13 protein-coding genes are annotated in these 18,250 nt (G+C 63.5%); 11 read left to right on the top strand and 2 right to left on the bottom strand.

Going from position 1 to position 18,250, the window contains the following annotated elements:
- Window positions 1-114 precede the first annotated feature (114 nt).
- The 5 genes from PQQ96_RS14165 to PQQ96_RS14145 all read left to right on the top strand — a co-directional run bounded on the left by PQQ96_RS14165 (window position 115) and on the right by PQQ96_RS14145 (window position 6,679).
- Entirely contained in the window at window positions 115-366 is a 252-nt protein-coding gene (locus PQQ96_RS14165; protein ID WP_408292570.1) for a DUF1427 family protein, read from the top strand.
- Between the two features lie 80 nt (window positions 367-446).
- A complete protein-coding gene (locus PQQ96_RS14160; protein WP_408292568.1) occupies window positions 447-1,397 on the top strand; it encodes a VOC family protein in 951 nt (316 codons plus the stop codon).
- Window positions 1,387-2,931: an alginate export family protein gene (locus PQQ96_RS14155; protein ID WP_408292676.1), complete on the top strand. Its 1,545-nt coding sequence runs from the start codon at window positions 1,387-1,389 to the stop codon at window positions 2,929-2,931. The genes PQQ96_RS14160 and PQQ96_RS14155 overlap by 11 nt, the downstream gene beginning before the upstream one ends.
- A 53-nt stretch (window positions 2,932-2,984) precedes the next feature.
- Window positions 2,985-3,503, top strand: a complete 519-nt coding sequence (locus PQQ96_RS14150) for a DUF3331 domain-containing protein (protein WP_408292566.1) — start codon at window positions 2,985-2,987, stop codon at window positions 3,501-3,503.
- 161 nt (window positions 3,504-3,664) lie between these two features.
- Window positions 3,665-6,679 carry an ATP-binding protein gene (locus PQQ96_RS14145; RefSeq protein ID WP_408292564.1) on the top strand — a complete coding sequence of 1,005 codons (3,015 nt, stop codon included), beginning with the start codon at window positions 3,665-3,667 and terminating at the stop codon, window positions 6,677-6,679.
- A 7-nt stretch (window positions 6,680-6,686) separates the two neighbouring features.
- Here PQQ96_RS14145 and PQQ96_RS14140 read toward each other — a convergent pair whose 3' ends face one another.
- Window positions 6,687-7,607, bottom strand: coding sequence for a LysR family transcriptional regulator (locus PQQ96_RS14140; protein WP_408292562.1), 921 nt, complete (start codon window positions 7,605-7,607; stop codon window positions 6,687-6,689).
- Between the two features lie 278 nt (window positions 7,608-7,885).
- On the opposite strand from PQQ96_RS14140, the gene poxB reads away from it, so the two are divergent.
- The 6 genes from poxB (at window position 7,886) to PQQ96_RS14110 (ending at window position 16,737) form a co-directional block, all read left to right on the top strand.
- On the top strand, window positions 7,886-9,607 hold the full coding sequence (gene poxB / locus PQQ96_RS14135) for a ubiquinone-dependent pyruvate dehydrogenase (RefSeq protein ID WP_408292560.1): 1,722 nt from the start codon (window positions 7,886-7,888) through the stop codon (window positions 9,605-9,607).
- 56 nt (window positions 9,608-9,663) lie between these two features.
- Window positions 9,664-11,922, top strand: coding sequence for an FUSC family protein (locus tag PQQ96_RS14130; protein WP_408292558.1), 2,259 nt, complete (start codon window positions 9,664-9,666; stop codon window positions 11,920-11,922).
- On the top strand, window positions 11,919-13,418 hold the full coding sequence (locus PQQ96_RS14125; protein WP_408292556.1) for an efflux transporter outer membrane subunit: 1,500 nt from the start codon (window positions 11,919-11,921) through the stop codon (window positions 13,416-13,418). Before PQQ96_RS14130 ends, PQQ96_RS14125 begins: the two co-directional genes overlap by 4 nt.
- Window positions 13,402-13,602, top strand: coding sequence for a DUF1656 domain-containing protein (locus tag PQQ96_RS14120; protein ID WP_408292554.1), 201 nt, complete (start codon window positions 13,402-13,404; stop codon window positions 13,600-13,602). Before PQQ96_RS14125 ends, PQQ96_RS14120 begins: the two co-directional genes overlap by 17 nt.
- Window positions 13,603-13,683: 81 nt before the next feature.
- Window positions 13,684-14,643 carry an HlyD family secretion protein gene (locus tag PQQ96_RS14115; RefSeq protein ID WP_408292552.1) on the top strand — a complete coding sequence of 320 codons (960 nt, stop codon included), beginning with the start codon at window positions 13,684-13,686 and terminating at the stop codon, window positions 14,641-14,643.
- 237 nt (window positions 14,644-14,880) lie between these two features.
- Entirely contained in the window at window positions 14,881-16,737 is a 1,857-nt protein-coding gene (locus PQQ96_RS14110) for an ATP-binding protein (protein ID WP_408292550.1), read from the top strand.
- On the opposite strand, the gene PQQ96_RS14105 is transcribed toward PQQ96_RS14110, so the two are convergent.
- Window positions 16,679-18,022 carry an MFS transporter gene (locus tag PQQ96_RS14105; RefSeq protein WP_408292548.1) on the bottom strand — a complete coding sequence of 448 codons (1,344 nt, stop codon included), beginning with the start codon at window positions 18,020-18,022 and terminating at the stop codon, window positions 16,679-16,681. The two genes, PQQ96_RS14110 and PQQ96_RS14105, sit on opposite strands and share 59 nt — an antisense overlap.
- Window positions 18,023-18,250 lie beyond the last annotated feature (228 nt).

Below are 18,250 nucleotides of genomic sequence, written 5' to 3'. Positions count from 1 at the left end.
GCGACGAATTGGCGTTATTTACCGTGAAGTACTCCCGCCTGAGCGCGTGTCGAGTGCCTGTTGAGAAAAGAGGCGACGCGAACGCTGCTGGCGGCTATCAAGAGGACAAGCAGAATGGGTTACATCATTTCTTTAGGCGTCGGCTTTGGAATCGGACTTCTCTACTGGCTGCTCAAGGTGCAGTCGCCGGCACCGCCGCTGATCGCGCTCGCCGGCCTGCTCGGCATGGTGCTGGGCGAGCACGCGATACCGGTGGTCAAGGCGCAGTTTTTCGCCCAGGCGCAGGCGGTTCAGGCCGCGGATCAGATGAAGGGCGACGCGGTGCAAAAACCGGTAGCTCCAGGTGCGACGAAAGAAGGCGGCTGACTGACCTGTCTCGTCAGACAATACAACTGGCCTCGCTGCGAGGCCGTTATTCAAAGCTTGCTAACTCGACGGGTACCGTTATGTTCAATTCGCTTCAACGTTTTCGCCCAGTCGCGCTTCTCAGCGCCGTGTTATGGATCGGCTTGTCGCCGGTTTCGTCCGCATTCGCCGATGCCGGGCCACCGGAAGTGCCGACCGGCAAAACCGCGCTCGCGGCCAGACAACCTGACGTATCGGTCGGCGCACAGTACGACACGACCCACGTGTATGTGGCCGCGCCGGATCTCGACGCGTTCGTCGCCAGTTTCCTCGCGACCTTCGGCGGCAAGGCGTCGCCACGCGCGGTGTTTACGGTGACACCTACACCGAGCAAGACCGCATCGCAGTATGTGCAGACACCGGTCGGCATGCTGTCGGTGTTCGGCTTCGAAACTCCGATTCCGTATCCGTTCGGTAGCGAGCGGACCGGGTATCTGGTCACCCATATCGATCAGGCGGTGAGCGCCGCGCGTGCCGCCGGTGCCAATGTTCTCGTCGATACGTTCGACGATCCGATCGGCAAGGACGCCATCATTCAATGGCCGGGCGGCCTGACGATGCAACTCTACTGGCACACCAAGGCGCCGGACTACGCGCCGCTGCATAGCGTGCCGGACAATCGCGTGTACGTGTCGCGCTACGAGGCGAACAACTTCGTGCGCCGCTGGCTGCACTTTTCGCACGGCAAGGTGGTGTTGGACAATCCGCGCGCGGATGCCGGCGTGATCGGCCGGCCGGGCGAGACGATCCGGGAGATTCGCATCAACTCCGGCTTCGGGCGCATGGTGGTGTTCGTCACGGACGGCAAGCTGCCGTTCCCGTTCGGACGTGAAACGACCGGCTATGCCGTGGACGACGTGGCACAGACGCTCGAGCGCGCGCAAGCGGCAGGCGCGAAGGTGCTGTATGCGCCGTATAGCAGCGAAGCGGGCAAGACCGCCGTGCTCGAATTCCCGGGTGGATACATTGCTGAAGTCCACGATGGTCAGTAATGAGCACAGTGTGGCGCCGCCGAAGCCTCCCCACGCAACCCGGTTCCGGCGGCGCTATGCCGCGTTGCGCACCGTCCGCGCGTTGCTGGTCAGCACGGGCCTCGCTGCCGCGCTGCCGGCATCGGCGGTGGATACAGCGGTGGGTGGCGCTGACGACACCAGTGCCACGGGCGGCACGACGGGCAGCGCGACTGCGGTGCCGGCTGCGGCTAGTTCCTCGTGCGCGCGGCCTGCGATCATGTTCAACCGCTGGCAGGAAGACTGGTCGGTGTTGGCTAATCCGTGCGTGCCGAAAGCGCCGTTCGATTCGCTCAAGTACATTCCGCTGTTCGGCAATCCCGACGCGTATATCTCGCTCGGCATGGTGCTGCGCGAGCGCCTGGAGATCAACGACGCGCCGCTCTTCGGTCTCGGCTCGGGCCGTGACGACACCTATCTGTTGCAACGGCTGGACGTCCATGCGGATGTGCACCTCGGCCCCCACGTGCAGTTTTTCGTGCAATTCGAAGACGCGCAACCCTATGGCAAGGACAACGTCACGCCGGTCGATAATAACCCGCTCAATTTGCGCCAGGCGTTTGTCACCATCACCGAGCCGCTCGGGCCGGGTACCTTCAAGTTCCGGGTGGGGCGGCAGGAAATGGCGTTCGACTTGCAGCGCTTCATCTCCGTGCGTGACGGTCCCAATGTGCGCCAGGCGTTCGACGCGATCTGGGCCGACTATGAAACCGGTCCGTGGCGCTGGATCGCCTACGCGACGCAGCCGGTGCAGTATCGCGACACCTCGGATTTCGATGACGTCTCGAATCGCAATCTGACCTTCAGCGGCGTGCGCGTGGAGCGCAAAAACGTCGGCCCGGGGGATCTGTCCGCGTACTACTCCCGCTATAACCGCACGAATGCAAACTTCCTCGACGCGACCGGCAACGAACATCGCGATGTATTCGATGCGCGCTATTCCGGCAACGTCAACGCGATCGACTGGGACGTTGAGGGAATGTACCAGTCGGGACACATCGGCAATGACACGATCGATGCGTGGGCGGTGGGGTCCCTCGCCGGCTACACGCTGAAGACCGCCCCGTGGACGCCGCGGTTCGGCATTCAGGTGGATGCCGCGTCGGGCGACAGCCATCCCGGCGACGGCCGTGTCGGTACCTTCAACCCGTTGTTCCCGAATGGCTACTACTTCGCGCTGGCCGGCTACACCGGCTACGCCAACCTGATTCACGTGAAGCCGTCGCTCACCCTCAAACCGAATAGCAAGCTGACGCTGCTGGCCGGTGTGGGTCTGCAATGGCGCGAGACCACCGCGGATGCGGTTTACCAGCAGGGCTCGGCGGTCGTGCCGGGCACGGCGGGGCATGGCAACCTATGGACCGGTTTCTATACGCAACTGCGCGCTGACTGGGCGGTTGCCGCGAATCTTGCCGCAGCGCTCGAAGCCGTGCATTTTCAGATTGGACCGTCTCTGCGCGAGTTGGGCGCGCGTAACGCGGACTACGTCGGCGTCGAACTCAAATTCGGCTGGTAGCCGGCGTATCTGCACAACGTCATCACGTTGAGGTGCTGGAGGAGGTCATTGTTATGAGCACGATGCACAGCGAAACGCACTTGAAACAGCGCACGGATACGGTTCATCAGGAAGCGCGCGCCGTGCATGAGGCCTTGTGTCCGCCACGCGGGAACGTGGCCGTCGTGCTGGACGGCGGCGCTCCTGTTTGGGAGCATATGATCGTCAGGCTTCTGGCCAGCTATCGCTGCGAAGGCGAGGGCGAGGCGTACCTCAAGCCGCGGGCGAAGTGCATCGCCTCGAATGCGCCCTCGCGGCATGTTCAGGTGGAAGTGATCGAGCGGCTCTCGCAAACGTCGATTGCCGTGCTCTGGCAGGACTCAACCCGCTGCCGTTACGTCGATCAGGTGTGGATCAGTTGCCGGGCCCGGCACAAGGGATGTTGCGCCTTGAGCGGCGCGACGATCCGCCGTGACGATCCGATCTACAAACCGAGGGTGCGCAGCGCGATCCCGGCGAACGCCGACGCCATGATTCTGGCTTCCGTGATCGCGCGTATGTCCCCCATGGCGATGAACGGCGATCCGCGTTAGATCAGGCAACACGGAGCCATCTACCGGTCAAAATTTTTGAACAATAAGTTCAGTTTTTTCCGCGCATGTGTCTCCTCTGTTGGTCTAGACTGCGGGGACACAACGCTGAGCGGTCAGTCCTCCGTTGTTCCTCTACCCGCTGCGTCTTGGATACTCAGGCTATGATTCGCATTGGCCCGCTTCAGGTGGACCTCGTCAGCCGGGAACTCTTTCGCGACGGCCAACCCCTGCGGCTTGGCAGCCGCGCATTCGACATGCTCGCCGTGCTGATCGCAGCCAACGGCACGCTGGTGTCGAAGAACGACATCCTCAAACAGGTATGGCCGGATACCTTTGTTGAGGAGAACAATCTTCAGGTGCACATGTCCACACTGCGCAAGGTGCTGGGCGAAAGTCGCGGACTCATCCAGACCGTGTCGGGACGAGGCTACCGGCTGGTACTGCGGGACGCTTTGACGACGCATTCTGCTAACACCGCTCGTGACGATGAGCTTGAGGCTGCCGTCGAAACGAGGCAGGACCGTACGGTTCCCAACAACCTGCCGGCTAATTTCTCGACGCTGGTCGGGCGCGAGAAAGCGATGAACGACGTCACGCTGGCGCTCGCGTCGACTCGTCACGTGACGCTGGTCGGCTCCGGTGGTATCGGCAAAACGCGTCTCGCGGTCGAAGTCGCGCGCAGTTTGCTGCAGCATTATCCTGACGGCGTCTATCTGGTCTCGCTCGCCTCCGCATCGGACGCAAACAGTGTGCTCGCGATGTTCGCCACCAGCATCGGCGTGAGCGCGGCGGCCGGGTCGCTCACAATTGCGCGGGTTAGCAAAGAACTGAGTGAACGACGCGTGTTGTTCGTACTCGACAATTGCGAGCATGTGCTCGGTCCTGCTGCCGAGCTTGCCGAAACGCTATTGAACGCAAATTCGTCCGCGAGCATTCTTGCGACCAGCCGCGAGCCGCTGCGCGTCGTCGACGAACACCTGTATTGGGTTGCGTCGCTGGAGGTACCTGCCCAGGACGATCAGAGCCAGGATGTGTTGCAGCGTAGCGCCGTTAAGCTGTTCCTGTCACGCGCATGCTCGATCGACGCGCGTTTTTCGTCCGACGAGCGAAGTATCCATCTGACCGGCACGGTATGCCGCCGGCTCGACGGTATTCCATTGGCGATCGAACTGGCGGCGGCGCGCGCGGCGATACTCGGCATCGAGACGCTCGCGGATCATCTCGACGACCGCTTCAACATGTTGACGGGCGGCAATCGCACCGCCTTGCCACGGCATCAGACCTTGAAGGCCACGCTCGACTGGAGCCACGCGTTGCTTGACGATACGGAGCGCGCGACGCTGCGCGGGCTCGGTATCTTCGCCAACGGCTTCACGCTGGAAGCAGCGATTGCGGTGGTCGGCGGCGGCGCGCTGCGCGAACTCGACGTGATCGCAGCGGTGTCGGGTCTCGTCGAAAAATCGTTAGTGGTGACACAGGTGGAGCGTGGCAAGGCACGTTACCGGCTGCTGGAAACCACGCGTGCCTATGCACTGCAGAAGCTCGACGACAACGGCGAGCGGCGTCTCACCACGCTCAATCACGCGCGTTACTTCTCGAGTTTGCTGGAGTGCGAAATGGCGAGGCGTGCGGATCCGGCGAGCTCGTGTTCCGAACCATGGCATCAGCGGATGCGCGGGTTGCTCGACGACTTGCGCGCGGCGCTCGGCTGGGCTTTATCGCCGAAGGGCGACGAGGCGTTGGGCGAAATGCTGGCCGTGAAAGTCACATCGCTTCTCTATGAGCTGTCGCTGGTGGACGAATGCTGCACCTGGGCGCGGCGCGCGCTCGATACCGTGGCGGCGACCCATCAGGGCTCGCGCTCCACCCAGCACTTGCGCGTGCGTATGCAACTTCTGGCGGCGCTCGGTGGGGCGCTCGTGTACGTCAACGGGCCGAATCGGGAGACGTGCGGCATCTGGGCAGAGGTGCTCGCCACGGCGATCGCGCTCGGCGATCAGGCGTTTGAAGCCCGCGCCTTGTGGGGCATGTGGAACGCGGGCCAATCGTCCGGCGCCGCGCGCAATGCGTTGGCGTTCGCGCAGCGCTTTGCCTCGCTGGCCTCGGAATCGGGTGACGCGATGAAAGCGGTCCTCGGCTACCGGTTGCTAGGGATTGCGTCACACTACGTGGGCGATCAACGGCTGGCGCGCTTGCTGCTCGAACAGTTTCTGCAACACGTGGACGGCTTGCAGCATCACCTCCCGCTGGGACAGTTGGTCGACCAGCGGGTAGTCGGCCGCGCGACACTTGCACGCGTGTTGTGGTTGCAGGGCTCTCGCGATCAGGCCCTCGCGCTGGCCGAGCAGTGCGTGGCCGCCGCGTGCAATCAGGGGCACGCCATCGTCACGTGCTATGTGCTAGTCGAGGCGGAGGTGCCGCTGGCGCTGCTGTCCGGCAAGCGGGACCGGGCGGCGCGGGCGATTGCAATGTTGCAGGAGGTGTCGGGGCGCGGCGGCCTGAGCGTATCGCAGGCGTGCTGTCGCTGTTTCGGTGAATACCTGCGCTCGCTGGACGAAACCGGTCTGGAGCGTGTGTATGCCTTCCGCACGGCGTTGAACGATCTGGAATCGCTCGGGTACGGTGCGCCGCGCGCGATGCTCGCCGCACAGTACAGCCTCGCGCTCGGGCGCGCCGGGCAGTGGAGAGAGGGGATCGCCGCGGTGGTGGCCGCATTGGCGCAGTGCGACGAAACCGGCGATCATTGGTATGCGGTCGAGCTCAGGCGCGTTCACGGCGAACTGCTGCTGATGGCGTATGCCGGCGAGCCGCCGTTGGGCGACGTGGCGACGGACGCGGAGGCTTGCCTGATCGCGGCACTCGAAGAATCGTTAGCGCAAGGCGCCCGCTCGCTGCAATTGCGTACCGCAACGAGTCTCGCGCGGCTCTGGCATGCGCAAGGCCGGAGCATGGAAGCCGTGCAGTTGTTGAACTCTGCATGCGCAAGGCTGACGGAGGGTCTCGATTGGGATGACTTCAAAGCCGCGCGACAGTTGCTGCGGATCGCCACCGAGGCGGGCAAGCGGGCCAACGCTTCGGTCGATGCAGATGCGGACGCAGACGCAGATACCGATACAAATGCAACGTCTGGCCCATTTGACCAGCCGCTGCGCGGCAAAATCAGCCGAGGCGGCTAGCCACGCTTTATCCGTGCAACATCCTCTGTTGCGCAACCTCGTCGATCAGATCCGGCCGGTCCAACTGCTCGACCCACCAGCGCAGGGCTTTACCGCTCTCATCGTCGCGCCACGCGAGATAGAACTGCGTGACATCGCGCATGCCGAGCACTTCCTTTTTCACCAGTTCACCCTTGCTGAGCGGTTCGGCCGCCAGGCATTCTGGAATCGTGCCTGCCGCCAGGCCTTTGATCTGAGCGGCGAGCTTGGCTTCGAGCGTCGGCACCGTCAACACCTCCTGATTGGGGGCGATCGCGATGGTCCGCGGCGCGAGCTTGCGAGACGTATCGCCGATCGCGACGGCGCGATGTCGAGCGACGATATCCAGCGTCAGCGGTCCGGGTATGGACGCAAGTGGATGATGCGGCGCCACCACGAAAACATGCCGCAGCGAACCGATCGGTTTAGCGACCAGATTGGGAATCGGCGGCGGCTCACCCGCGGCGCCGACGATCAGGTCGGCGCGACGCGTCAATAACGCATCCCATGAACCGCCCAACACTTCTTTCGTCAGATGCAGCCGCGTGTCCAGCTTCAGCTTGTAGAACTGGTCGACATGGTTCCAGAGCAACTCGAACGGGATGATCTCGTCGATAGCGATGTGCAGATCGGATTCCCAACCGTGCTGGATTCGCTTCGCCTTGCATTCGAGGGCCTCCGCGGCCTCCAGCAGACGGCGGCCTTCTTCGACCACCACGCGCCCTGCATGCGTGAGCGTCGCGCGGCGGCCGGTACGGTCGAACAGCTTGACCCCAAGATCGAGCTCGAGTTTCTGAACCAGATACGTCAACGAAGACGGGACCTTGTGAAGCGTTTCCGCCGCACTCGCAAAGGTTCCGGTTCGATCGATCGCATCGAGCACCTGCAGGACTTCAAAGGATAGGTTCATGGCGAACAGCGGGATTCGTCAGGGTGTCAGCGGGATGATCAGCATACTGGATTTCACACGGTCCGCAATGCCCGCTTCCATTGTGCTGTTGAACCGGGTTCCTTCAGGTGTTTTCAGTCCGGGTTCAGGACATTTTCCCCGCTATCCCCTAGCTTTACCGGATTGGAACCGCATCGGCCACGCCGCTTCACGGCGAGGGTTTCTTCCGGTCAGGCAGGACGCCCCCCCGATTCGAGAGCGCCCGGTCGATCTTCATCTTCCGTGAACAGGAGTCAAGCATGGCCAGGAATACCATTGCCGGATATCTCGCGGGCACGCTCGCCGCGGCAGGCGTCGAACGGATCTGGGGTGTGACGGGCGACAGCCTGAACGGACTCGCCTACAGCCTCGATCAGACCGGCTCGATTCGCTGGATGCATACCCGTCACGAGGAAGCGGCTGCCTTCGCGGCCGGCGCGGATGCGGCTTCCACCGGGCGGCTGGCGGTGTGTGCCGGCAGTTGCGGACCCGGCAATCTGCATCTGATCAACGGGCTGTTCGATTGCCATCGCAATCAGCAACCCGTGCTCGCGATCGCTGCCCATATTCCGTCGACGGAAATCGGGCTCGGCTACTTTCAGGAAACGCATCCGCAGGAACTGTTCAAGGAGTGCAGCCACTATGTCGAGCTCGTGTCTTCCGCGTCGCAGTTTCCGCGTGTGCTGGCGCGGGCGATGCGCACCGCGATCGAGGAGCGCGGCGTTGCGGTGATCGTGTTGCCGGGCGATGTGGCATTGAGCGACGGACCGGATGAAGTGCCCTCGTGGACCGAGAGCGCACCGCCGACCATCCTGCCGGCGCAGGCTGATCTCGATCGTCTCGCGGCGATGTTGAACGCCTCGGATGCGGTGACGATCATGTGCGGCAGCGGCACGCAAGGCGCGCACGACGAAGTGGTGGCGCTCGCCGATATGCTGGGTGCGCCCGTGGTTCATACGTTACGCGGCAAGCAGTTCATCGAGTACGACAACCGGTACGACGTGGGCATGACCGGGCTGATCGGCTTCAGCTCCGGCTATCACGCGATGATGTCGTGCGACACGCTGTTGCTGCTGGGCTGCGATTTCCCGTATCGGCCGTTCTATCCGCCTCACGTGAAGGTCATCCAGATCGACTGGAAGGGCTCGAAACTCGGTCATCGCGCGCCGCTTGCGCTGGGGCTCGTGGGGACGGTTAAGGAAACTGTCGCCGCGACCTTGCCGAAGCTGAACCGCAAGACTGACCGCGCGTTCATCGACAACGCCCGCAAGCACTACGCGTCGGCTCGCAAGGGACTCGACGATCTCGCTACGCCGGCCGGCGCGGGCCGGCCGATCCACCCGCAGTATCTGGCGAAACTCATCGACGAGACCGCGAACGACGACGCGATCTTCACCACCGACGTCGGCACGCCGACTATCTGGGCCGCGCGCTATCTGACGATGAACGGCAAGCGGCAATTGCACGGCTCGTTCAATCATGGATCGATGGCCAACGCGATGCCCCAGGCACTCGGCGCACAGGGCGCGCATCCGGGGCGGCAGGTGGTGTCGCTGTCGGGCGACGGCGGTTTGTCGATGCTGCTCGGCGACCTGCTCACCGCGCGGCAACTCGATTTGCCGATCAAGGTCGTGGTGTTCAACAACAGCCTGTTGGGCTTCGTGTCGATGGAATTGAAGGCGGGCGGCTACCTCGACACCAACGTCGATCTCAGCAAGACCGATTTCGCAGCGATCGCGCAAGGCGCGGGCATTTTCAGCATCCGCGTGGAAGAGTCGGAAGACGTGGCGGGCGCGCTGAAACAGGCTTTCGCCCATCCGGGTCCGGCACTCGTGGACGTCGTGACATCCAAACACGAACTCGCGATGCCGCCGAACGTCGAGCTCGCTCAGGCGAAGGGCTTCAGTCTCTACATGATGCGGGCGATCCTGAGCGGCAGAGGCGACGAAATCATCGAGCTCGCGCGGACCAACCTGCGTTAGCCCCGGCTTGCCCGAAACCGGATGCGGATCGATGTTCAGCAACTGACGAGTGCGTTATGAACGTGCCTATGGGCAGCACGGCGTGGCCGCGTCTGCGGGACGAGTGGCGGACCTACTGGAGCGACGACGGTCCCCGCTTCGTCCACATCGTGAAGGTGGCCGTCGCGGCGGCCCTCGCGATGGGACTGTGCATGCGTCTCGAATTGCGCACGCCGGCCACGGCCATGGTTTCGGTCGTGATCGTGATGATGCATCAGCAAAGCGGCATGGTGCTTGCGCGTGGCTTCTATCGCGGTCTGGGCATGGTGTGCGGCAGCTTCGCCGGTCTCGTTCTCATCGCGCTGTTTCCGCAGCAGCCGCTGCTGTTTTTCGTCGCACTGGCGGCGTGGATCGGGGCGTCTGTGTTCGGTGCGTCGTACTACCGCAATTTTCAGTCGTACGGCTTCGTGCTGACGGGATACGGTACCGCCATTACCGCGATGCCGGTCTGGTCCAGCCCGTACGGCGTATTCGATAACGTCGTGTTCACCGTCAGTGAAGTCGTGATCGGGGTGGCGTGCGCGAGTCTCGTCAGCGCAGTGGTGTTCCCGCAGCGCGTCACGCCGGTACTTTATGCAGCTAGCCGCAGGAGTTTCACGAACCTGCTGGGCGCGCTGCATTCGATGCTCGACGGCGCGCTGGTGGTGGGCGGTTTCGACACCTTGCTCGAACTGATCCGTGAGCGCGCCGGGGTGGAAAACCTGCGCAGTGGCGCGGTGTTCGAGGATCCGTCGGTCCGCTTGCTGAATCCGGTGTTTCTGGATCTCGACCGGCGCTTTCTCGACACGGTCGGCTGGATTCATGCCTTGCATCAACTTCAGGCGCGTGTTGCCGCCGATGCGGATCCCCGCGTGCTAGCGGCCGTCGACGAACTGATCGGCTCGCTGCTCGCCATCGTGCCGCATGGATCACAGGTTGATCTGATTACGCTCGAGCAGGTGGAGACCTTGTCGAACCGTCTTGCCGCGCTCGAACAGGCATTGCCCGCGCATCTGGGCACGCTCCTTCGCGCGCTGAGCGAACTGCCGCCGCAGCAGCGGCAGTTCGTCGGTACGGCCGGCTCCGCGCTGTTTTCTTCGATTGCCGATCTTCGCGTGCTGTGCGGCCGCTACGTCGAAGCGCGCACGGCCGATCGGCGTCCGTGGGCGCAGTCGTTGATTCAGGCCGTCAGCCACATCGGCAGATCCCGGGCAACGGCCAATCATGCGGCAGCAGTGATCGTCGGGATCCGTGCGGCCGCGGCCGTGTTGCTGGTCGGTGCGGCGTGGCTCGCGTCGGGATGGGTCGGCGGATCGAGCGCAATTGTCGCGGTCGCGATTACCAGCACGCTGTTTGCGCTCGCACCCAATCCCACTGCCGCTAGCTGGCAGATATTCTGCGGCTGTCTTGCAGGCTGGCTCGCGGGATTCGCGTTCAATTTTTTTCTGTTGCCACGGCTGGACGGGTTCGTGTTGCTCGCGTTGTCGATGGCGATCGTCGTGATGGTGGGCAGCTATGTCAATACGTTTGCGAAGACGTCGATACTTGGGCTCGGCTTCAGCATCTATTTCTGTTTTATCGTCGGCATATCGAATCCGACCGTCTACAACCCGAGCGCCTATCTCGACACCGGCTTTGCCTTGCTGTGCGGCATAGCGGTGGCGGCCGCCGCGTTTTCGGTCGTCGCGCCGCGAGCCGGCGACTGGATTTCAGCCCAATACCTCAAGCAGGTTCGCGCCCTGGTTGCCCACACGGCGCGCGAGGGGGATCTCGACGATCTGCTCTTCACATTCGAATTGCCGCTGCGTGATTTCATCGTCCAGATCGCGTCGGCGCCGGCCGATGCGCGGGTGGACCGCAACCATCTGATCGGCTGGGCCTTCGCGGCATTGGAGATTGGGCGGGCGATGATCCAGATACGCTCGGACACCGAACAGCTCGGCGACACGCTGCCGTCCGGCTGGCCGGCGGTGCAGAGCGACTGGCTGGCGGCGCTCGCCGACATGTTTGCCGGCGTCATGCCGCGGGCCGCCGACAAGGCGTTGGCGGCGACGCGGCGCGCGCTGGAAGCGCTGCCGGTCGTGTTGCCGCAAGCGTCGCAGCAGACGCTGCCGCAAACGCTTCCGCATACGCCACCCGATGCGCTGCCGCTGCCATCACCCCAAGCACCACCGGACACCAGCGCCGATCCGGCATTGCTTACGCAATGCCGGATGCGAGCGCTCCTGCATTTCACTGAATTGACACTGCAGGACGAAACCTTGCCGCTATGGCACGCCACGGGGACGCCGGCATGAACCCGCGTGACTTTCCCGCATTTGCTGCATGCCGACCGCTGACGGCGGCACTCGCCTGTGCGCTGCTGTTGGGCGCATGTATCAACAGCGGTGGCATCCGGCCGCACGAGTCATTGATCGACCCGGCGACGCTCGACCCCGGCGAGGCGATCCGCGCGACCGAACACGATGCCGCCTGGCCGGCCGGCGGCTGGTGGCGGCAATGGAACGATCCGCAACTCGACACGCTGGTGCAGGACGCCACCGCCGGCAGCCCCGGCCTGCGCGCCGTCGAGGCGCGAATCGACGCCGCGAGATTCCAGGCGCAGATCGCCGGCGCGGACGCATTCCCCCAACTCGATGCCGGCGGCGAGTTCGAGCGCAGACGATATGCCCGCTACACGACGCCGGCGCCGCCCGGCGGCACGACGGTGTGGAGCAACAGCATTGCGGCGGATCTTTCGTACGACCTCGATTTGTGGGGCAAATCGCGCGACATTCGTGAAGGCGCACTCGACAACGTGCACGCCGTCGCCGCGGACGCGCGCTTCGCGGAAGTCGAATTGCAGACGGCGATGGTGCGCAGCTACGTGCAGCTATCGCTGCAATACGCGTTGCTCGACGTTGACCGGGCCGTGCAGGACGAACAGCAGCGCACGCTGGACATCGCGACGCGCCGATGGCGCGCGGGCGTCGGCAGCCGTCTCGAGGTCAGCCAGGCCGCGACGCAGTTCGCAATGAGTACGACCCGTGTTCAGCAAGCGCAGCAGCAACTCGCGTTGAGCCGCATCGGCATTGCCGGTTTGGCCGGCAAGGGGCCGGGTTATGGCGATTCGCTGCGCCGTCCGAGCCTCGCGCTGAATGTGCCGGTGACGTTGCCGGCGTCGCTGCCGGCCGAACTGATCGGGCATCGGCCGGACGTGGTGGCGGGGCGCTGGCGCGTGCTCGAAGCGGATCAAGGCATCGATGCCGCACACGCCGATTTTTATCCGGACATCGACCTGCTGGCCACTGCGTCGCTCGGCTCCGCGGCAACCTTCGGCGGGTTCTTAAATTTTCTGAATGGCGACGGCGTGGGCCACGGTGTGGGCGCGGCGATCTCGCTGCCGATCTTCGACGGTGGGCGGCGGCGCGGCCGATACGGGGTGGCCGTCGCGTCCCGTGACGCGGCCGTCGATGCCTACAACCAGAGCGTGGTGAATGCGATGCAGGGCGTCGCGCTTCAGGTTGTCTCACTGCGCTCTCTCGAACAGCAGCAGGCGTCGATCGAAAGCACGCTCGACTCGGCGCGCCGATCGTTCCGGCTTGCCGAGTCGGGCTACCGCAGCGGCATCACCGAATTTCTCAACGTGCTGGCGGCGCAGACCGAACAGTTGCAACAGGAGGAGAGCCTCGCGAACGTTCAGGCGAGACGCCTCGACGCGTGGGCGCTGTTGATGAAGGAACTCGGCGGCGGCTTCGCGTCGACTTCGGCGGAGCGTGTTTCGCAGGGAGCGGACGATGCCGGGCGAAATTGATCTGTTTTCACTGCTCGTGCCCGGTCTATTGCCGATCCTCGTGGCGTGCGTGCTGCTGTTCATCGTGCTCGATCTGGTGCTTGCGAGACTCGGCTTCTATCGATACACCTGGCATCCAGGGCTCTTCCGGGTCGCGTTGTTCGCCACGCTGTTCAGCGGCGCATCGCTGCTGCTGCGTCAATGACCCTCGAACAGGACCTGCTTCCATGAGTCCACTGACCGCTCACGCTAGCCAATGAGCCAGCCAATGCGCTGGATAAAGACGATGAAAATGCAATCCATCCTGCGCTCAGGTTTCACGCTAGGCTTTCTGCTCGTCGCGGCGCTGCTGGTTCGCCTCCTATGGCTGGACTATATGTTCTCGCCGTGGACCCGTGACGGCCGGGTTCGGGCCGAGGTTGTCAATGTCGCAACCGACGTCTCGGGTCTCGTCAGCGAAGTGCGCGTGAAAGACAACCAGCTTGTCAACAAAGGCGACGTTCTGTTCGTGCTCGACCCGGCCCGCTTCCGCTACGCCGTTGCGCAAGCCGACGCGGATCTCCAGCGAGTCCAGGCGCAGATGACGCAAGCGAAAGCCCAGATGGCCGGCAGCGAAACCAGCTTCGCGATGAAGCGCGCGCAGGCGGCGCGCCGGGCCAATCTCGCCGGTGACGTGATCTCCGACGAGAGCCGGGTTGATTCGGCGTCGCTTGCGCAGCAGTCCGCATCGGCCTATTCCGCCGACGTCGCCGCCTACAACGCAGCCGAAGCCATGGTCAAGGCGGCGGTGGTCGCGCAGCAGACCGCGGTGCTCAACCTCACGCGCAGCGAAGTGCATGCGCCCACCGACGGCTACATCACCAATCTGAATCTCTATCCCGGCGACTTCGCCACGGCCGGCGTGGCGCGCATGGCGCTCATCGACTCGCATTCGTTCTGGGTCTATGGCTACTTCGAAGAGACCAAGCTTCCGCACGTGCATGTCGGGGATCAGGCTGTCGTGCGTCTGATGTCGGGAGGCAAGGATATCGAAGGCCACGTCGACAGTCTGGCGAGCGGGATCGCCGATCGGGATAACCCGACCAGCAACGGCGACCTGCTCGCCGACGTCAACCCGATCTTCACGTGGGTGCGGCTCGCACAACGTGTGCCGGTGCGGATTCATCTGGATCGGATTCCCGCCGGGGTCAAGCTCGCAATGGGCATGACCTGTACGGTGACATTGCGGCCAGCGGCCGCCCGTTGATCGGCCACTGGCGCGAACAGGCAGGCGTTTCAGGCACGCCGATCCCGTCATGCCGGTTGCTTTTTTTCACGGATATTCACTTGGAGCCATGGTGCCGGCGCGTCATCATCGGTTCAGCAGCCGATCCGCCGACTGGGGCGAATGCCCAGGCGGATTTCATCGGGCGCTGCGAAAACTGCCCGGTATGCCGTAGACATACCGCAATGGACGTGAGTATTGCAGTCAGGGGAAGCCATCATGTTGACCATTGGCGATGTCGAGATCTTGCCGGATCAGCGTCGGGTACTGGTTGCGAAGAAACCATTCAATCTGGGCTCCAGAGCCTTCGACATGCTGGAACTGCTGGCCAGCGCGCGCGGCAACCTTGTCTCCAAGGACGAAATCATGCGCCGTGTCTGGCCTGACACGGTGGTTGTGGACAACAATCTGCACGTCCATATTTCTGCCATTAGAAAGATGCTCGGTGCGTCGTCCAACCGCCTGATCGCCGTGCCCGGACGAGGGTATCGCCTTGCGCTCGAGGCGCAGGGCTCAGCGTCCGAATCGCTGTCCGGATGTGCCGGGCGCGAAGCCGGGCACACCCGGACAGCGGTCCAGTCGAATCTTCCATCGCCCAGTTCGACGCTTTACGGACGTGACGAGGCAATCGAAGAAGTGATTGGCGCAAGCGAAAGCGCGACACTGATCAGCCTCGTCGGTCCAGGCGGCATCGGCAAGACACGCCTTGCAATCGAAGCGGGCCGGCAACTCGTAGACTGCTTTGCGGACGGCGTATGGCTCGTCGAGCTGTCGCGCGTGGCCACGCCGCAGTTCGTGCCGTGCGCGGTGGCCGAGGTGCTGGATCCCGAGGGCACGAGCGATTGCCCGCCGCTCGCGCGGATCGCGGCGTCCTTGCGCGGCGCGAACAAACTGATCCTGTTGGACAACTGCGAGCACGTGATTCAGGCAGCGGCCGACGTTGCTGCGGCGATCCTTGCCGCGGCGCCGTTATGCAAAGTGATGGTGACCAGCCGCGAGCCGTTAAAAATTGCCGGCGAATGCGTCTACCGGGTTCGTGCGCTGGCAGTACCGCGACAGGAGCCATACCGTCACGACACGCTCGAAACCAGTGCGGTCCAGTTGTTCCTGGACCGCGCACGGGCGATCGACAGTCGATTCGCCTTGGACGAGCCAGGCATTGCGCTCGCCGCGCTGATTTGCCGCCGGCTCGACGGCATGCCGCTGGCCATCGAACTGGCCGCCTCACGTGCGGCGACGCTCGGCATCCGCGAGCTCGCCGCCAATCTCGACGACAGGTTGCAGATCCTGACCGGCGGGTATCGAACCGCATTGCCGCAGCATCAAACGCTGAGAGCAACGTTCGACTGGAGCTACCATCTGCTCACGCCGAAGCAGCAGGCCGTGTTGAGGCGCGTCGGCGTGTTTCCGTCGTTGTTCAGGCTCGATGCGGCAACGGCGATTGCCGCGGGCGACGACGTGGACGCGACGGACGTGCTCGATGCCGTCTGCGCGTTGTCGGAGAAGTCACTCCTGATTGCGGAGGTCTGCCAGGGGGCGATCCATTACCGCCTCCTTGAAACCACCCGCGCCTATGCCTTGCAGAAGTTGGCGGATAACGGCGAAGCGCGCAGGAGCGAACATCGCTTTGTGTCTTTCGTGAACGCAAGCGTCGGAGGTGCATTGGGGAGCGCGGGCGCCGACTGCGACCGGACTTCACTCGAGCAATTCCGTGTGCGCCTCGACGATGTGCGTGCTGCACTGCATCTCATTGCGTCATCGTGCTCCGACCGCACGTTGGGTGCGGAGCTGCTCATCACCGCCGGGCCGTTTTTCTTCGGACTGGGTTTGTGGGCGGAACTGCAGCAACACGCATGCGCGACGCTTGCGGCCTGGAACGTGACCCATGAGCGTGCGCTGCCGGCGCCCGATCTGAGCATTCGTCTGCTGATGGCGATTGCCGGAGCCGGCCAGTCCAACGCGCTGATCGGCACGTGGGCCGGCGATCAGCGCGCCGGGGCGGGCGACAGGCTGGCACTCAGCGGACCGGCTCGCAGGAACGACTGCGTGGCGCGACGCACAGCAGTATCGTGCTGACCACCAGGGTGAGCGCAATCAGCAGGAACATCGTCACAGGGCCGCTGCGATGCAAAATCGGCAGCAGCGTGGCGGGCGCAACCGCGGCGCCGATCCGGTTCAGACTCCAGGCCAGCGAGAGCGAAGAAGCGCGGGCGCGCGTGCTGAAAATTTCACTGCTATAGATGTTGAGTGTGGTGACATAGACGACGCAAAAGAACGTGTACGCGAACCCGGCAGCCACCAGCAAGGATCGTTCGGGTGTCACGCAGAAGGCGTACCCGGAAGCGATCATCACGAGGGCGGACACGACCATTGCCGCCCTGCGTCCTATCGCGTCGACGATTGTACTGGCCGACATGACACCGACAAACGGACCCAGGAAGCTGAACGTCATGTACAGCAGGACGTCCTTCAGGCCATAGCCTCTTTGCACCAGCACGACACCGGTCATCAGGGGAAACGCGACGGTCGACCACGGGCTCAAGGCGAACAGCATGCCGAAAATGGCCACCTGCCGGCGCCCCGAGGTGACTGGACCGGGTTCGCCGATGCGTGCTACGGGAAGCGCGGCCTGCGCGCTTGATGCAAAGCGGCCTCTGAGAATGCCCAACGATCGTTCAAAGCGCGTGCAGGCCTTCTCGGCGAATGCGCTGTCACCCCTGGCTTCGAGCCATCGCGCGGATTCCGGCAGGAATAGAAAGACAACGGCCGCGACACAACTGCCTATCCCGCCAAGCAACAGCGCGCAGCGCCAGCCCTCGAACCCGAACGGCTGCATGATGGTCAACCAGCGCAGCACCGAGATCCCGCCAACGGAGCCCAGCGTGCCGACCGCCACCATGGCGAAGATCAACGTCCCGCGGCGGCGCGGCGGGAGGATGTCCGTCAGATACGCGACGACGAGCGGCCAATACGCGCCGATCGCGACGCCTGTGAGGCCGCGAAAAACGGTCAGCGTGGCGATGCCAGACGAGGCAGCCGCGCAAATCGATGAGAAGGTCAGCCAGAACAGAAGCGCCGTAAGAACGGTCTTCCGGCCGTACCTGTCCGCGAGGAACCCGCACACTGGCGCGCCGACGGCAGCGCCGACATAGAGCGACGAAAGCAGCAAGGACAGTTCGCGCGCCGTTGCAACGTGTGGCGGTGTCGAAAAGACCACTGACAGCGCGTTGCCGAGCACGACTTCGAACAGATCGAAAAAGAAACCGACACCGCATACGCCGACGATAATCACATGAAGCCACGTTACGGGCAGACGATCGAGACGGGCAGCGACGACAGTTGCGGGTGCGTATGCTTGCATAGTGGTTATTTGATTAAGGTCGACCCATTGGCTTTCCAAGCGCTTTCCTTGCGACTTTCACGGCCGACTGACAGGTATCCGCAAGCCGCCTCCCGCCTTGCCGTCATGGTTCGGTGTCATGATATAGTTCTCGCGCTGCAATCCCCTTAAATCTTCTTAAGCACGATTAATCGGGTGTTACGCAATACGAATTGCAGCATGCCCGGTTCAGTGAAGTGGTTTAAGTAT

It is taken from the genome of Paraburkholderia sediminicola, from assembly GCF_046027825.1.
GTDB lineage: Bacteria > Pseudomonadota > Gammaproteobacteria > Burkholderiales > Burkholderiaceae > Paraburkholderia > Paraburkholderia sediminicola_D.
This window is presented reverse-complemented; position numbering and strand designations above follow the sequence as displayed.

Bases quoted from the DNA above. Each gene is read 5' to 3' on its own strand.
- PQQ96_RS14165 (WP_408292570.1), top strand. From the start codon at position 115: ATGGGTTACATCATTTCTTTAGGCGTCGGCTTTGGAATCGGACTTCTC.
- PQQ96_RS14160 (WP_408292568.1), top strand. From the start codon at position 447: ATGTTCAATTCGCTTCAACGTTTTCGCCCAGTCGCGCTTCTCAGCGCC.
- PQQ96_RS14155 (WP_408292676.1), top strand. From the start codon at position 1,387: ATGGTCAGTAATGAGCACAGTGTGGCGCCGCCGAAGCCTCCCCACGCA.
- PQQ96_RS14150 (WP_408292566.1), top strand. From the start codon at position 2,985: ATGAGCACGATGCACAGCGAAACGCACTTGAAACAGCGCACGGATACG.
- PQQ96_RS14145 (WP_408292564.1), top strand. From the start codon at position 3,665: ATGATTCGCATTGGCCCGCTTCAGGTGGACCTCGTCAGCCGGGAACTC.
- PQQ96_RS14140 (WP_408292562.1), bottom strand. From the start codon at position 7,607: ATGAACCTATCCTTTGAAGTCCTGCAGGTGCTCGATGCGATCGATCGA.
- poxB (WP_408292560.1), top strand. From the start codon at position 7,886: ATGGCCAGGAATACCATTGCCGGATATCTCGCGGGCACGCTCGCCGCG.
- PQQ96_RS14130 (WP_408292558.1), top strand. From the start codon at position 9,664: ATGAACGTGCCTATGGGCAGCACGGCGTGGCCGCGTCTGCGGGACGAG.
- PQQ96_RS14125 (WP_408292556.1), top strand. From the start codon at position 11,919: ATGAACCCGCGTGACTTTCCCGCATTTGCTGCATGCCGACCGCTGACG.
- PQQ96_RS14120 (WP_408292554.1), top strand. From the start codon at position 13,402: ATGCCGGGCGAAATTGATCTGTTTTCACTGCTCGTGCCCGGTCTATTG.
- PQQ96_RS14115 (WP_408292552.1), top strand. From the start codon at position 13,684: ATGAAAATGCAATCCATCCTGCGCTCAGGTTTCACGCTAGGCTTTCTG.
- PQQ96_RS14110 (WP_408292550.1), top strand. From the start codon at position 14,881: ATGTTGACCATTGGCGATGTCGAGATCTTGCCGGATCAGCGTCGGGTA.
- PQQ96_RS14105 (WP_408292548.1), bottom strand. From the start codon at position 18,022: ATGCAAGCATACGCACCCGCAACTGTCGTCGCTGCCCGTCTCGATCGT.